Raw genomic sequence first — 15,430 nt, 5'->3', positions numbered from 1 at the left:
GGTACTAGGTCGACTGTTCAGATGAAGACCGGTAGCGAATCCCAGCCACGCAACGCCGGCGACGATGCCATCCGGGCATTGTCGACGTCGATCTCCCAATCCGGGAAGCGCTTCAGAATCTCTTCGAGCGCGATCCGGCCTTCCAGTCGCGCGAGCGCAGCCCCCAGGCAGTAGTGCGGGCCCAGGCTGAACGACAGGTGCTTGACATTCTCGCGATGGATGTCGAAGCGGTCACCATCCGGGAAACGCCGATCGTCGTGATTGGCGGCACCCATGAGATACAGCATGACGCTACCTTCGGGCACAGTCTGCCCGTGGAAGTCGACATCGGCGGTGACGTACCGGGCAAACTGTTGTGCGGGCGATTCCAGGCGCAGCACCTCCTCGATAGCCCTGGGAATCAACGACGGATCCTCGGCGAGCTGGCGACGCTGGTCAGGGTGATCGCCCAGCGTCTTACCGCTCCAGCCGATCAAGTGACCGGTCGTTTCAGCGCCGGCGCTCGACAGAAGCGTTGTGTACGTGAGCACTTCGTCACGGGTCAGTCGGCGGAACGACCCGTCTTCCTCTTCCAGCTGCGCATTCAGCAGATCGGTCATCAGATCGTCCGAGGGATGCTCGGCGCGCCAGTCGATGTATTCGGCATAGTTCGAACCGTCGGCGAAGTTCTCCTCCGGCTTCAGATGTTCGCCCGGCGCGGTCCGCAGAGAGGCATCCGTCGACTGCCGATGAGTGTCCTGATCGGACTCGGGAATGCCGAGCAGCATCCCGATCGTGCGCATCGGGACCTGAGCGCCCAGATCCGCTATGAAATCGAACTTCTCGTTACCCACAACGGCATCCAGGCTCCGTGCGCAGAAGTCGCGGACCTTGTCTTCGAGTTCGGCGACCCGACGCGGTGTGAACACACCGTGCAGGACCCTGCGATACCTGGTGTGAATCGGTGGATCCTGGAAGATGAACATGCTCGGCGGCATCTCCAGATTCGCGCGGATGAAGTCGAGGATCGAGCCGCGGCCTGAGATGAAGGTCTTGTGCTCGGTGAGCACCCGCTCGACGTCGTCTGCACGGCTCACGGCGAAGAAATCGTGGCGCTCGTTGTAATACAGCGGCGCCTCCTCCCTCAACCGCCGATAGACGGGGTAGGGATCAGCGTCGATGTCGGTATCGAATGGGTCGTAATAGACATCGCTGGGGCTCGCGACCGTCACGGTCGACCTCCTCTGTTTAGTCATCCGACTAAGACAGACCATACCGAGTGGCGAATCACTCAGGCAAGACCCGTGAGTGGGCTGGACAGATCTCTTTGTGTCAACACCGAGTACCGGCTACACACCCTGCACCGGCTCGGTGAAGCCGATGAACTTGACGGGATTCAAATACTCCTTGTACAGCGCGATCTTGGCTCCCTCGAAGCGGAAGACTGTGATGTAAGTATTTCGGTAAATCCTGCTGCTCCCCCGCTGCGGGCACTCACTGTGATACTCCGCGACCACCGCGTCGCCGCGGACGTCGTACCACTCGTCGTAGGTGAAGTTCATCCGGTCGAACATCGCTGGGACGGAATTACGCAGCTGGGCAACGATCGCGGGCCGCCCTCGCGTCGGCGGTAGGTCTTCGACGAAAGGCAGCACCATGACGGCATCCGCGGCGAGATGTCCCTCCACTCGGTCGAAGTCCAGATCGCCTATTCCGTCGAGAAATTCGCGCACAACGCGGACTCGCTCCCCAAACGTCGAGGGCATCTCGACTCCCCTTCTCACGCCTCAAACACCTGGAACGATCGCGGCGAAGGCTTTGCGTTCGAGGTACTCCTCGAGTGCCACCACGCCCTCCGCAACCGTGACCCCCTGTTCCTCGGCGTACCCGAACCGGCTCTCGGGACCAAGGTGACTACCCCCGTTGATACTCATCCGTCCGGTCCGGACCCGGCGCGCAACGGCAACCGCGCGCTGATAGCCACCGAACACCACCCCGGACGGACCACTGCCGCAGCGATTCGCGATTCGCGCCGCATCCTCGTCGTCGCCATAAGGGATCACGACGAGCACCGGACCGCACACGTCCACCATCTCGCTATCTGGATCGATGCCAGTGAGCATGGTGGGCTCGTAGAAGTATCCGGGCCGCACCACGTGACCGCCGGTCACCAACGTCGCGCCGGCAGCGATCGCCCGCTTCACCATGCCGTCGACCTCGTCACGTCGCCCGTCACTGATCAGCGGCCCCATCCACGTTCGCGAATCAGCAGGGTCGCCGTACTGCACCGCCGCCAGACTCTTTCCGACGGCGATAACCACCTCGTCGCTGTGCCCGCGCGGCACGAGAAGACGCGATATCGGCGCCGATCCCTGTCCGGCGTTCGAAGTCGTCATGAGTGCGACCTGAGCCGCGCAGACCGAGAAGTCAGCATCATCGAGAACGATCGCGGCCGACTTCCGTTCCGCTGTGCAGGAAATCCGCTTGGCGGTGCCACCGGCCGCTGCCATGAACCGGCGCGCGGCCGAGATCGAGCCGGTGAAATGGACGGCGTCGATGTCCCGATCGGCCGCGAGCACTCGGTCCACTGCGGGATCCAACGAGCTCAGCACGTTCACAACGCCGGCCGGGATATCGGTGCAGCCTGCGATCAACTCGCCGAGTGTAAGGGTGGTCAACGCGGTGTCGGACGCGCCTTTGAGCACTACGGTGCAACCGGCGGCGAGCGCAGGACCGAGAGCGGACAGTGCCATTCGCATCGGGTGACTGGCACCGATGACTATCGCGACCACGCCGGCCGGCCCCTTCTCGACCCAACGCCGCTCCGTCCGACCCATGCTCATTACCTCACCGAGCTGCTCGGTCATCGGGTAGGACTTCAGAGACTCGCCATGATGGCGGACCATGCCGATCGGCGCATCCAGGTATGGGCCTTCAGTGAGGCGCCAGGTGGCGCCCGTCTCTGCGACGGTCAGTTGTCGAAGATCCTCCCGGTTTTCGACAAGGGCAGCGTGCAGCTGGTTCAGGCAACGCACTCGCAACGCCACATCCGTCGACCAGGACGATGTGTCAAAACAGCGCCGTGCAGCCGCGACCGCCCGCGCGGCGTCCCCGACGGTGCAGTCCGGCGCAAAGCCCAGAATCTTACCGGTCGCGGGGTTGACGGACGGCAGTAGCTGCGCACTCTCCGCTTCGACCAACTCGCCATCGATCAACATGCGTCGATCGATCCGTCGGCCCGAGCCCTGGTTTTCCCGCAAGCTTAAGGCTGCTGCGGGCGTCGTCACCGCCTGAGGTGGCATGGCGCCTCCCGCGATAGAAAATAGTTGACTAGGTCTGTTATACCCCACTACCTTGTCGAAGAGGCCGGTATCCGCCGCAAGCCCAGCATGCGCTGATCCGATACTGACCACATTCGCTTTCGTAAACCGTTGCGCAGGAGGCGGGATGGCCTGGGATTTCAAGACGGACGCCGAATATCAGGAGCTATTGGACTGGGTCGAAGACTTCGTCCGTGACGAAGTGGAGCCGCTGGACCTGGTGTGGCCGGGCCAGGAGTTCGTTCCGCTCAACCAGGCCCGGCGCAAAGCGATCGACCCCCTCAAAGACCAGGTGCGCAGCAAGGGGCTGTGGGCGACCCATCTGGGCCCTGAACTCGGCGGCCAAGGGTACGGGCAACTCAAGCTGGCTCTGCTGAACGAGATCTTGGGTCGCTCGATGTGGGCGCCGATAGTGTTCGGATGCCAGGCTCCCGACACGGGCAACGCCGAGATCATCGCGCACTACGGCACCGACGACCAGAAAAGCCGTTATTTGCAACCGCTGCTCGACGGCGAACTTTTTTCGAGCTATTCGATGACCGAGCCCCAAGCAGGAGCGGACCCCACCCGCTTTCAGACGCGGGCCCATCGTGAGGGTTCCGACTGGGTGATCAACGGATGGAAGTTTTTCTCCTCCAACGCCAAGACGGCCTCTTTCCTGATCGTCATGGTGGTCACCAATCCGGACGTCAGTCCTTATCAGGGGATGTCGATGTTCCTGGTGCCGACGGACACGCCCGGAGTGAAGATCGAGCGAAACGTCGGGTTGTACGGTGAGCCCGAGAACGAGGGCTCTCATGCTCTGATCCACTACGACAACGTCCGAGTGCCCGCTGAGGCATTGCTGGGCGGCGAAGGTCAGGCCTTCGCGATAGCGCAGACCCGCCTTGGCGGCGGACGAATTCACCACGCGATGCGCACCATCGGCATGGCGCGACAGGCTCTCGACATGATGTGCGAGCGTGCGCTCAGCCGGGAAACCAGCGGAAGCCGGCTGTCTGACAAGCAATTCGTGCAGGGGTTCATCTCGGACTCGTATGCCCAACTCATGCAGTTCCGGCTGTTCGTGCTCTACACCGCCTGGGAGATCGACGAGTTCAACGATTACAAGAAGGTGCGCAAGGACATCTCCGCGGTGAAGGCGACAATGCCCACCGTGCTGCACGACATCGCTTGGCGAGCAATGCAAGTGCATGGCGCTCTGGGTGTGTCCAATGAGATGCCGTTGTTCAAGATGATCCATGGCGCTGCGGCGATGGGCCTGGTGGACGGCCCTACCGAGGTACACAAGACCACAGTCGCCCGCCAGGTGCTGAGGGACTACGACACCGCCGAAGGGATGTGGCCGAGTCAATGGCTCCCCGCAAAGCGCGACGCCGCCCGGTCGAAACTTGCAGAGTTTCTCGAACTCGAGGTCGGCAACCAGTGACAGCCCGGGACGTGAGCGCGATACAAACACGAGGAGCACACCGTGACCATTGAGGACGTCGTGGACGACGATCAGCGCAAGCGACCGCAAATCGAATTCGACAGGCACAGTCCGGAGTTTCGGGAGCGGTTTCAGGAAATCGCCGAGACGATGCACGAAAAGTGCCCGGTCGCCTGGAACGACACCTACGGCGGCTATTGGGTGGCGGGCGGCAGTGATGCGGTATTTGAACTCGCACGTTGCCCCCACATGGTCAACGAACATGATGTCGACGGCACGAGACGCGGATACACGGGCATCTCGATTCCGGCCCCTGCCGAAGCGGCAGGCGTTCGCGGCGGGTTTCTCGAAATGGACGGTGATGAGCACCGTACCTACCGCACCGTCATCAATCCGTACTTGTCACCGGCGGCGGTGAAACGGTGGCAGCCGTTCATCGACGAAGTCGTGCGTGCGTGCCTCGACGAGAAGATCGAGGGTGGCGAAATCGACTTCGTGGATGACCTCGCCAACGTGGTACCTGCCGTGATCACGCTCGCCATGCTGGGCATCCCGATTCAGAAGTGGTCCATGTACAGCGACCCCGTACACGCGTTCGTCTACACGAAACCGGATTCGCCGGATCGGTCGCGCGTCATGGAGGGCTACATGACGATGGGAATCGACCTGATGAACACCCTGGCCGAGATCCGCGACAACCCCCGGCCGGGTCTCATCGCGGCCCTGGCTCAGACACGGATCGATGGCGAGGTACCGCCCGACATGGACCTGTTGGGCGTCTTGAACCTGCTGATCGGCGGCGGCTTCGACACCACGACAGCCTTGACGGCGCATTCACTGGAGTGGCTTTCCGAGAATCCGTCCGAGCGCGCTCGGCTCATTCGCGATCTCGACGTCATGCTGGACGGGGCTACCGAGGAGTTCCTTCGGTTCTACACGCCGGCGCCCGGCGACGGGCGCACCATGGACACCGATATCGAGTTGATGGGAGTGAACTTCAAGGAGGGCGATCGGGTCTACATTTCGTGGGCGTTCGCGAATCGCGATCCGGAGTTGTTCGAACAGCCGGATCGGATCATTTTGGACCGCAGGAAGAACCGTCACTTTGCGTTCGGTCTCGGTCCACACCGGTGCATCGGTTCGAACGTCGCGAGGGTTGTTTTCAAGTCGATGCTCACCGGCGTGTTGGAGCGGATACCGGACTACCGTTGCGACCCCGAGCGCGCGGTCCATTACGAGACCATCGGAGTGATCCAGGGAATGCGTCACCTCCCGGCGACATTCACACCGGGTAACAAGATAGGTGCCGGGCTTGACGAAACGCTCGCCCGGTTGCAGCGCATCTGCGATGAACAGGGTCTGGCCCGCCCCATCACCGAATTCAAGGGGCAGGCCGTTATCGACTGAACCGATCGGCTCAGATCACGCGTGACTCGTGGCCGAGTTGATAGCGATCATGAAGTAGCCGCTTGTAGAGCTTCCCGTTGGGATCCCGATGATCCCTCCCTCGAGATGGCTAGCCGCTAGCATACGACTGCGCGCACTATTTATTGGAACCGTGTCGATCGTCAGTATCGCTCGCCAATCCGCGCGGAGCAGCGAGCGAAGATGAGCGGCGTTGTGCACGCGGTGAAGTGATACGAACTGGCGACCGGGTCGGCACTGAAGGTACGCCGCCTCCCTAGATCGGAAGCAGGTCTTTCCAGGTTCTCGGCGTCTGCGTAATGACCAGGTCAGTCTGTCGATAGACCTCTCCACCTTGTCCCACGTACTGGCCGGTGCGCGGGTCATATCCGGTCACCGCCACCGAAGGGCTGCTCTCGGATCCGCCTGTGCCGAATGAGCTCGGCGCAACGGGCACCGCACCGATCCCAGAAGCCGGTGGCGGAGTCCCGGGCAGCGGCCCATCGAGGACGGTGTTCTCGTTTCCGACCCTGTCATCGACCGGAACGCCCTGGGCCACCAGGTTCGGGTCGAACGGATATGGACCGAGGGCATTCTGGCGCTGCGCCAGCGGCTGAAAAGGACTGTCGCTCACGCAGTCCTGCACGGTTGCCGCCCTCTTCCCCGGCACCGCCATACACGGGTAGTTGCGCGCCCCGCGGACTGCGATCGGGGAATCCTGAGGCAGCTTGCAGTACAGGCCATCCGGGGTATCCACTTCGGTCAGATCAGCCGGAGACCGCCATGACGATGGCGGCAGAAAACCGACGGTGCATGCCGGCGGATCGCTCATCGTCAAACTGAAATCACCAACACTCACACCCGTGGGATTGCTTGACGGCATCCCGAACGTCTGAAGTTGGCCGACATAGTTCGGCAGCAACACCAAGAGCTGCTCGATCGAGGGGTTGTACGTCACGCCGATCTGTCCGACGGTGGTGAGATTTGCGAGCAACACCGGCAGGGTGGGTTTCACCTCGTCGAGGAGTCTCGCCGTCTCGTCGAAGGCCCCAGGCCCGTCACGCAGCAGACTGCGAATCTCGGGATCATTGGTCACCAACTGTCCCGTCACCGCGGCGAGACTGTGCGCCCACTGCCTTATCGAGTCCGCATTCGCTGCCTGCGAATCCAACAGCGGCACCGCGTCTTCGATGAGATTTTGCGTCTGCGCACTGACACCGCCGAAGTCCTCGCTGAGCGTGGCCGCCGAGTCCAAAAGCGACCCGAAGTCGGCTCCGCTTCCGTCGAGCCCCTGATAAGACTCGTCCAGCAGATCGCTGAGTCTTTCCTCGGGAATGCTGGCGACCAGCTTGCCGACCTGGTCCAGCATGGGCCCGACCTGTTGCGGAAGGGCCGTGTCTCGCATCGAGATCACCGAGCCGTCCTCCAGATACGGTCCTCCGTCGATGCGCGGCTGCAAATCCACGTACTGCTCGCCGACTGCCGAAACACTTCGCACCTGAGCCTGCAGGTCGGCCGGGATTCGGGGTGAAGTATCCAGAACGAGCGTCGCCTGAGCACCCGCGCTGGTTGGTACCACTTCGGTCACCTTGCCGATCTGTACGCCCCGGACGGTCACATTGCCGAACCGGTACAAGCCGGCTGAGGCGGGCAACTCCAACGTGACCGTGTAGCGCCCAAATCCTAGGAGTGTCGGGACCTGCAGGTACGAAACGAACATGACACTCATGGCGACTATCGATGCAAGCGTGAAGATGATCAGCTGAGCTCGGACAAATCGCGTCAGCAACTAGCCACCCCCGTTCGTCGACGCACCGGCCGGTCCCGGCACTTGCCCACCTGCTTCGGGCGGAGCCGCCGGATCCGAACCCGACTGCGGCAGCGTTACTTCCGTGTCCAGCGGTGGCAGTGCGGGCCCGAACCCGAGGGGATCATTCGTATAGTTCAGGTAGCCCGGCTCACCGGGCGCCGGCGTCAGCGTCGCACCGTCTTGCGCCCAACGAGTACCGAGCAGCAGGCCCCTCTTCAACCGTGGAACGGTGATGTCGAACTCGGCGAACAGGTTGACGTAGTCGCCTCGGACAGCGCGGTCGATGAAGTTCTGCGTGAACGGAACGGTCGTCGCATAGGCCAGCACCGCATCCAAGCCCGGTCCAACATCGACGAGCGATCGCAGCGTAGGTCCGAGGTTCTCGAGATTTCTCACCAAGTCCGCCTGCGTGTCGTCCACGAGGGTGTTCGCTATGTCGCTGAACGTTCCGAACTTCTCCAGTGCCTCGGTGAGCCGAGGGCGCTCCCGAACCAGGACATCCAGAGCAGCTGGAATCTTCTGCAGCGCGCGCTCGACCACCTCACGCTGACCGGAAATCGTTGCCGCCAGCCGGTTCAAGCTCTCTATTGTAGAGACGATGTCGTCGCGTTGCGCGTCGATCGTACCCACAAAGGTATTCAGCCGAGTGAGGAGACTGCGAATGCGGTCTTCGCGCCCGGACAGGACATCGTTGACGTTGTGGATGATGTCGCCGATCTGCCCGAGACCGCCGCCGTTGACGACGGCCGATAGCGCCGACAGGGTCCGCTCGGTGGAGGGATAAGTCGACGATCTACTCAGCGGGATGGTTGCCCCGGGTTCGACACGTCCAATTGGCGCCTGACCCGGGGGCACATTGAGCTGCAGATGCATCGAACCCAAGAGGCTGGTCTGTCCCACCGAGGCAACGACGTTGGCCGGCAACACGACGCCGGGTTCCAGCGACACCTCGACGTCGGCGTGCCAGTTCCTGACCGACATCCTCCCGACGCTCCCGACGACCACATCGTTGATCATTACGGGCGAGTTGGATTCCAGTGTCGACACATTCGCGATCTCGACATGGTAAGTGGTCGCGCCGTGACCACGGCCTGCGCTGCCGGGCAGCGGCAACGAGTTCAGCCCGTCGAACGCGCACCCGCTCACCGCGAGCGCCACGCTTGCACTGATGAGGAACACACGTCGAACAACAGTCGAGTCGTTTATGGTAGCGACCTCTCTGCGGGAAGGAGCATGTCCTGCAGCGTCGGCGACGGCGCGGCGGGAATCATCTCAGCAGCGCCGGGCAGCGCCGTTTCGAGAACGGTTCTCCCCGTGGTCGGAAGGTCGCCCGGAGACGCTCCTGGCGGTGGTATGCCAGGTGCGCGACCTGTGAATGGTGGCGGCGCCGCAGGAGCAGCAGCCTGCCCGGGGTTGGCCGCAACGCCCGACGGCCCATAGGCGGATAGCCCCAAGGGCGCTTCGAGCGGCCCCGGAGCGGGGCCTGCACCACCGGGGGCCAACGCCGGATCCGAGTAGACGACGTTTCGCGGGGAAGGCATCAAGACCGGATTCACCGGGAATGGAAGGTAATTGAAGTTCATCTGACGTGCCGCGGGTCCAAGATACTGCGCGCAGAGTTTCGCTGTTTCAGCGGACGTGGCGTTATCCGTCGCACCGATGACGCCGCACCAGAATTGCATCGGATTCGAGAAGTTGTTGAGAGCGAAGCTGCCCAGGATGGAGCCCGTGTCGGGGTTGTAGCTATTGACGGTATTGCCGAAGGCGTTCGGCGCCACATGCAAGACGTTCTCCAGATCGGTCTTGTGATCGACAAGGTTCTGGGTGACATTTCCCAAGCGGCGAATGTGATCGGCGGTCTGGTCCCGGCTGCCGGCGATGAAGCGCTGCACATCACCGACCGCGGAGGAAAGATTCGTCAAGGTCGCATCCAGGTCAGGAGTGCTGTCCTCCAACACGCTGGACAAGGTGGCCAGCCGATTCTGGAACGACACGATCTGTGTGTTGCTGTCGCGAAGCGCCGTGACGAACACCTGAAGGTTCTTGATGATGTCGGCGATACTGCCACCGCCGTCAGCGACGATGCGTGCCATTTCGGACAGCTGTGTGATCATCTGCCGGAGTTTGCCCCCGTTGCCATCCATCGCGTCGGCTGCACTCTCGATGAACCGGCCGACCGAGGTGTTCGATGTATCGTCGCTGGGCCCCAGATCCGTGGCGAGCCTGGTCAGTTGCTCCTTCACCTCATCCCACTCGACCGGAACGGCGGTCCGCTCCAGCGGAATGACCGCCCCGTCAGCCAGAATCGATCCACTTGACTCGTAAGCCGGCGTCAGTTGGACATACCGGGCTGCGACCAGATTCGGTGCAACGATCACTGCTTTCGCATCGGCGGGGATCGACACGCCGTGCTCCACGTTCAGTGTCATCTTGACCTGCGTGCCCTGGACCTCGACGCTTTCGATGGTTCCGACATTCACACCGGCAACGCGCACGTCGTCGCCCGCGTATACCGAGGCCGCCGATGCGAAATAGGCGGTGTACCTCGTGGGCGCGAAAAATTCGTGGCGCATCAGGAAAGCCGCGCCGCCACCGACCAGTGCGACCAGTGCGACGGCAACCGCCACCCTCAACCACGTGCGTCGTGTCATCGTGATCCTCCTGGAATCCCGTTGTAGGGGAAGGGAAGCTCCGCACGAGGTCCTGCACCGTCGGGGGGCCGGCCGGCATCGACACCTCTTCTGAAGCCGAACGCATAATCGAGGAACGGTTGCAGCAGCTGCGCCTGGGCCAGGTTCGGAACATATGCGTTGTAATAGAACCCGCTCGAGACCGTCTCAGCCTGTGTCAGTTGATATTTTGCGAATCCTGGTAACGCTTTGGCGAGGTTGTCACGGTTCTTCTCGAGCATGGCGACGACTGAGTTCAGCTGCTCCAGCGCGGGAGCCAACTCCTTTTCATTGTCGGCAATCAAGCCGGACAGCTCTCCAGCCAACCCGGACGTGCTCACCAGCAGTTGCGCGATCGCGCGCCGTCGCTCAACCAGCACACCGAGGAGATCGTCGGCATTGAGAATGAGCGTGCTGACCTGCTGGCTCCGCTCCGACAGGATCCCGGTGATATCGCCGGCGCTCTCGAAGAGGTCGCCCAGGGTGTCGTTGCGGCGGTTGATGGACAGCGACAGTCGAGTCAGCCCGTCGAACGTCGGTCCCAGCTGCGGCGCGATCTGATCGATGGTGTCCGACAACGTGTCCAACGACCGATTGAGTGCGGTGGTGTCCGTACCTGCGGTGTTCGTGGTGAGATCACTTGTCGCTTCGGTCAGTGAGTACGGCGAGGACGTGCGCGAGACCGGGATGGTGTCCGAGGACGACAACCGCCCGGCCCCGGCTGAGCTCATGGTCAGCACGCGCTGGCCGAGTAGCGAGCCGGTACGAATGTGGGCTGAACTCTCTGACCCGAGCGTCACATTGGCCCTGACGGTGAAGCGCACCAAGGCCTTACCTCTGTCCAATTCGACGCTGGACACCGATCCGGATGCAACTCCGGAGACCATGACCAGATCACCGGTCCGCAGGCCCCCAGCTTCGGTGAAGGTTGCGCTGTATGTCAGCGACCCCGCCCACGAAAGGATGCGCTCAGGCGCAAGCCCGACGCCGATGACCAGTACCACCAGCACGACCCCGATGAATCCGTATCGCATCAGATGGGTTCCGCGGTATTTCAGCATTACGGCTCGGCGCACCTTCCGCTTGTCTGCTTGAACCAGGGCCAAACCGTTGTGCGCCCCTGCAGGTCCGTCGCGCGGAAGGTGACGCCGCAGAGGTAGTAGTTGATGAAACTGCCGTAAGAACCCAGCCGCATGAGTTTCCGGTAGTTTGCCGGCGCCCTCTGCAGAGCCAGGTCGAGGGTGTCTTTGTCGCCATCCAGTAACGGCGCCAGCCGGCCCAGCTGCGTCACCGACTCCGCGAGCGGTGGCCGCGTGGTGTCCAGCAGATCGGCCAGAGATTCGGTTCCACTACTCAGTGCCGAGATCGCGGTGCCGATCGGATCGCGATCTGCCGACAGACCGGTGATGAGTTTCTCCAGTTGGTCGACCGATGCAGAGAACTTATCCCCGTCCTTGGCCAGTGTGGCGACCACCGTGTTCAGGTTGTCGATCAGTTGCTCGACGACCTGACTGTTGTCGGCGAGCGCAGTCGAGAACGACGAGGTGTGTGACAACAGCGACTCGAGCGGACCGCCCTGCCCCTGGAACACGTGAAGTAGCGAGTTCGTCAGCGCGTTCACGTCCTGGGGATTCAACCCTTGGATAAGCGGTTTCAGGCCGCCCAGCAGTAGATCCAGGTCCAGGGCCGGCTTTGTGCGCTCAGTCGGTATCGTCGACCCCGCAGGGAGGATTCGGGTCGACCCCGGTCCGTCGACCAACTCCAGGTAGCGGTCCCCGACCAGGTTGAGATAGCGCACCTCGACGGTGGTGCCGGTCGTGAGCATGATGTCGCGGTCGGCATCAAACTTGACCATGACCTTCAAATCCGACTGAAGTGCAATGTCGTTCACGGTACCGACGCGGATGCCCGCGATGCGTACAGAATCCCCCGGTTTGAGGCTGGAGGCGTCGGCGAAGTCTGCCGTGTAGCTCGCCGTGGGTCCGGTTCGGGATTGGCTGAACACGTTGAAGAGGAACCAGAACAGCACCAGCATCACCGCCGCAAAAGCCCCGAATTTGGCGGCCGCAGCACGTTCACGACGGGTCACCCGGTTGGCCCGATCTGTGCAGAGTTGCGTGGCGGCCCTGAGATGGACCCGAACAGCAACTGTTTGAGCCCGTCCGCGTTCAATACGATCCCGTGGTTTCCGTACTGGGTGGACTGGACACCGATGTCGGTGATCAGTTGCGGCGTGCGGTATCCGGGCGGGGTGTCGGGCAGAGCGAAGCAATGGGGGCCGCCGGTGGCCGCCACCTTGGGGAGATTCTCGGGGTACCGGTATCTCTCGGCACCCAGGGTGAGTCCGAACGAGGTCAGGACGCCGGGGACCACCGACGGAGGCACGTTCGCCATCCGCTCGAGGCCCTGGAGGGCACAGGTGAGCCCGGTGTTGTACTCGTTCGTCAGATCGGTGGTCGGGACCAACAGCTGTAATACATCGGTCAACGCGGCCCGGTTGGATCCGATGACGTCGCTACCGGTGTCTGCCAAGCCGATCGCACTGATCAGGAATGTGTCGAGATCGGATTGCACTTCGACGATGCTCTCGCTAATTCTCGTGGCACTGTCCACGATGCCCAGCAAGTCCGGTGCTGCGTCAGCGTAAGCACTCAGGACCTCTGGCATCACCTCGATGTCGTGGCTGAGCGAGGGCAGGCTCGGCTCGATCTCGGCCAGGTACGCATCGAAGTCAACCAGCGCCTGACCGAATCTCTCGCCCCGTCCGTCGAAAGCTGTGGCGATAGCCCCGAGGGTCTGGCTGAGTTTCGCCGGTTCGACCTTCGACAGAACCGAGGTGAGCCGCTCGAACACTGTGTTGATTTCGACGGTCACGTTCTCGGAATTCAGTACCTGCCCAGCTTCCAGCGTTTCTGCCGATGGTTCCCTCGGCGGCACGAGTGAGACGGACTTGGCGCCAAATACCGTTGTGGAGTCGATGCTTACGCGCGTATCGGCTGGAATCAAGTGTGCCCACGCGGCATCGATCGCCAGGTGAATCGCCGCTTGGCCGTCCGGCATGCTCTCGATCGCGGAGACTTTCCCCACCTGGACGCCGTGGAACTTCACCTTCGCGTCGGGATTCAAGACCAGACCGGCTCGCGGGGAGAGCACCATCGCAGGCACGCTGTCTGTTGCCCCACCGCGGAACAGGAACGCGGCGCCGGCGCCAAGCGCAGCGATCACCGCGACGAAGGTCAGCCCGAGCAAGGGTCGCACGACTGCGCTGTTCATGCGAGGCTTCGCCGCTGTGTGAACGAGGTGCCCTCGGCCTGCCCGCAGCGGAGTGGGAATCGAGCACTTGCACCCCCGAGCACTGGTACCGACTCAGCGAGCCTGAGCCACGCGTACGCGACGTCGGGCATCTTCACACCCTCACCTCCGAGCCTGGCAAGCCGCCGAATCGAACTTTTTGATACAAGCCCATAACGCGGACCGAGTCAACTATTTTAGAGTTGCGCGCGAACAGTCGTCGCGGATCATCTCGGATGGAGAGGCAATGCGCGTACTTGCACTGGCGTCGATGACGGTTGTCATTGCGCTGGTTCACATCTCCTGCCCTCCGACAGTCCGCGCGGACACCGCCGGAGCGCTCAACGGGACCTACCGGGCGTCGTCGTTGGGTTTCCAAGCCAAAACCAACTCACGCTTCGAACAACAGGCGACTGTCAGAAGCACCTGGACAATTCAGACCACGTGCAGTCTGGCCGACTTGTGCGCCGGTACGGTGACCAGCGATCAGGGATGGACCGCCGAAGTCCGCAACATGGCCGGGCAGTGGTTCGTGAGGCGGACTCTGCCGGACTGGATGAAGTGTCCTGACGGCGTCACCACTTATCCCGGCCAGCAGATATTCAAGTTCTACCCCGTCGACGAGGAAGGGCAGGCGGTCAGGAACTCGCAGACGTGGGCAGGCTGGGACGAAACCACCGGAGTCAGCGGTGCCTGCGGCCGCAATCTGCAAACTCAGATCACGATGCCGTTCAGACTCGACCAGACCGCCTGAGTAGGGCAGCCTGACTCATTCCTGTCGCACGTCTGATGCTCAGATTTCACAAGGGGCGCAGCTCAGATGCCGCGCCTCCCCAGACCACGAAGCGCGGCCAGGGAATAGGGTCCGCCGACTGGATCGATGACTATCTGAGCGCCACCCTTGCCGGTGATCTCCTTGATCCGCTCGCGCAGATCCTCACGGTCGTAGTCCCGCACGCCTCGGCGCCGCGCTCACGGCACAGGTCGAGCTTGGCCTGGCCGGAGGCCGCCGCCAAGACCCTGCCTCCGAGCAGCTTCCCGATGTCCACCGCTGCGAGGCCGATACCCCCGCTGCCCCGAGCACGACCACCCAGTCGCCCGGTCGCACCGGGGGCACGGTGCGCAACGCCGTAGTAGGCGGTGCGATAGGTGACGCCGAATGCGGCCACCTCTGCGTAGTCGATACCGTCCGGTATCGGTGACACTGCACGGGCATCGACGACAGCCTGCTCGGCGAACGCACCAACGAAAGTCGCCGCGGACACCCGAGCACCCGGCCGGTAGTTCACACCGTCACCCACGGCGAGCACCTCACCGGCCATCTCGCTACCCGGACTGAACGGTGGCGGTACCTCGACCTGATACCTGCCGCCGATCAACCGGGCATCCGGATAGTGACCGCAGCGGCGCGCACCCGTATCACGAGCTCGCCCGGATCCGCTGTCAGATCGGGTAATTTATCGATCACGAGATCTTCGGGTTCGCCATATTCCCGGCACACGATGCCTTCATCGGTCGCCGACTCACC

Annotated in this window: 12 protein-coding genes and 1 pseudogene; 3 read left to right on the top strand and 10 right to left on the bottom strand. The window is 62.6% G+C overall.

Going from position 1 to position 15,430, the window contains the following annotated elements; all coding sequences use genetic code 11:
- Nucleotides 1–17: 17 nt before the first annotated feature.
- The 3 genes from MVA01S_RS06160 to MVA01S_RS06150 all read right to left on the bottom strand — a co-directional run bounded on the left by MVA01S_RS06160 (nucleotide 18) and on the right by MVA01S_RS06150 (nucleotide 3,281).
- On the bottom strand, nucleotides 18–1,211 hold the full coding sequence (locus MVA01S_RS06160; RefSeq protein WP_003928480.1) for a cytochrome P450: 1,194 nt from the start codon (nucleotides 1,209–1,211) through the stop codon (nucleotides 18–20).
- Between the two features lie 117 nt (nucleotides 1,212–1,328).
- The gene (locus MVA01S_RS06155) at nucleotides 1,329–1,745 is read right to left on the bottom strand and encodes a nuclear transport factor 2 family protein (protein WP_003928479.1); all 417 of its coding nucleotides are present in this window, start codon (nucleotides 1,743–1,745) and stop codon (nucleotides 1,329–1,331) included.
- A gap of 21 nt (nucleotides 1,746–1,766) precedes the next feature.
- A complete protein-coding gene (locus tag MVA01S_RS06150) occupies nucleotides 1,767–3,281 on the bottom strand; it encodes an aldehyde dehydrogenase family protein (protein ID WP_110765551.1) in 1,515 nt (504 codons plus the stop codon).
- Nucleotides 3,282–3,426: 145 nt separating this feature from the next.
- Between MVA01S_RS06150 and MVA01S_RS06145 the strand changes: the two genes are divergently transcribed.
- Both MVA01S_RS06145 and MVA01S_RS06140 read left to right on the top strand, forming a co-directional pair.
- On the top strand, nucleotides 3,427–4,728 hold the full coding sequence (locus tag MVA01S_RS06145) for an acyl-CoA dehydrogenase family protein (protein ID WP_003928477.1): 1,302 nt from the start codon (nucleotides 3,427–3,429) through the stop codon (nucleotides 4,726–4,728).
- Between the two features lie 42 nt (nucleotides 4,729–4,770).
- Nucleotides 4,771–6,135: a cytochrome P450 gene (locus MVA01S_RS06140; protein ID WP_003928476.1), complete on the top strand. Its 1,365-nt coding sequence runs from the start codon at nucleotides 4,771–4,773 to the stop codon at nucleotides 6,133–6,135.
- 274 nt (nucleotides 6,136–6,409) lie between these two features.
- Here the strand turns inward: MVA01S_RS06140 and MVA01S_RS06135 are convergent, their stop codons facing one another.
- From MVA01S_RS06135 to MVA01S_RS06110, 6 genes are read right to left on the bottom strand one after another with little or no spacing between them, the layout of a single operon-like run.
- The gene (locus MVA01S_RS06135) at nucleotides 6,410–7,921 is read right to left on the bottom strand and encodes an MCE family protein (RefSeq protein ID WP_040539780.1); all 1,512 of its coding nucleotides are present in this window, start codon (nucleotides 7,919–7,921) and stop codon (nucleotides 6,410–6,412) included.
- A complete protein-coding gene (locus MVA01S_RS06130; RefSeq protein ID WP_237024187.1) occupies nucleotides 7,922–9,100 on the bottom strand; it encodes an MCE family protein in 1,179 nt (392 codons plus the stop codon).
- A gap of 44 nt (nucleotides 9,101–9,144) precedes the next feature.
- The gene (locus tag MVA01S_RS06125; protein ID WP_040539777.1) at nucleotides 9,145–10,593 is read right to left on the bottom strand and encodes an MCE family protein; all 1,449 of its coding nucleotides are present in this window, start codon (nucleotides 10,591–10,593) and stop codon (nucleotides 9,145–9,147) included.
- Nucleotides 10,590–11,672, bottom strand: a complete 1,083-nt coding sequence (locus MVA01S_RS06120; protein ID WP_003928472.1) for an MCE family protein — start codon at nucleotides 11,670–11,672, stop codon at nucleotides 10,590–10,592. The genes MVA01S_RS06125 and MVA01S_RS06120 overlap by 4 nt, the downstream gene beginning before the upstream one ends.
- Nucleotides 11,672–12,700, bottom strand: coding sequence for an MCE family protein (locus MVA01S_RS06115; protein ID WP_040539775.1), 1,029 nt, complete (start codon nucleotides 12,698–12,700; stop codon nucleotides 11,672–11,674). Before MVA01S_RS06115 ends, MVA01S_RS06120 begins: the two co-directional genes overlap by 1 nt.
- Nucleotides 12,697–13,884 (bottom strand): MCE family protein, encoded by a 1,188-nt coding sequence (locus tag MVA01S_RS06110; protein WP_003928470.1) that lies wholly within the window; start codon nucleotides 13,882–13,884, stop codon nucleotides 12,697–12,699. Before MVA01S_RS06110 ends, MVA01S_RS06115 begins: the two co-directional genes overlap by 4 nt.
- Nucleotides 13,885–14,149: 265 nt before the next feature.
- On the opposite strand from MVA01S_RS06110, the gene MVA01S_RS06105 reads away from it, so the two are divergent.
- Entirely contained in the window at nucleotides 14,150–14,656 is a 507-nt protein-coding gene (locus MVA01S_RS06105; protein ID WP_003928469.1) for an Rv2253/PknI dimerization domain-containing protein, read from the top strand.
- A gap of 68 nt (nucleotides 14,657–14,724) precedes the next feature.
- Here the strand turns inward: MVA01S_RS06105 and MVA01S_RS31720 are convergent.
- Nucleotides 14,725–15,406, bottom strand: a pseudogene (locus MVA01S_RS31720) (zinc-binding dehydrogenase); the annotation flags it as partial.
- Nucleotides 15,407–15,430 lie beyond the last annotated feature (24 nt).

Source organism: Mycolicibacterium vaccae NBRC 14118 = CIP 105934, from assembly GCF_001552715.1.
GTDB classification, from domain to species: Bacteria; Actinomycetota; Actinomycetes; order Mycobacteriales; family Mycobacteriaceae; genus Mycobacterium; species Mycobacterium vaccae.
Note: the sequence above shows the minus strand (reverse complement) of the source record. Positions and strands in the feature narration are given on the sequence as shown.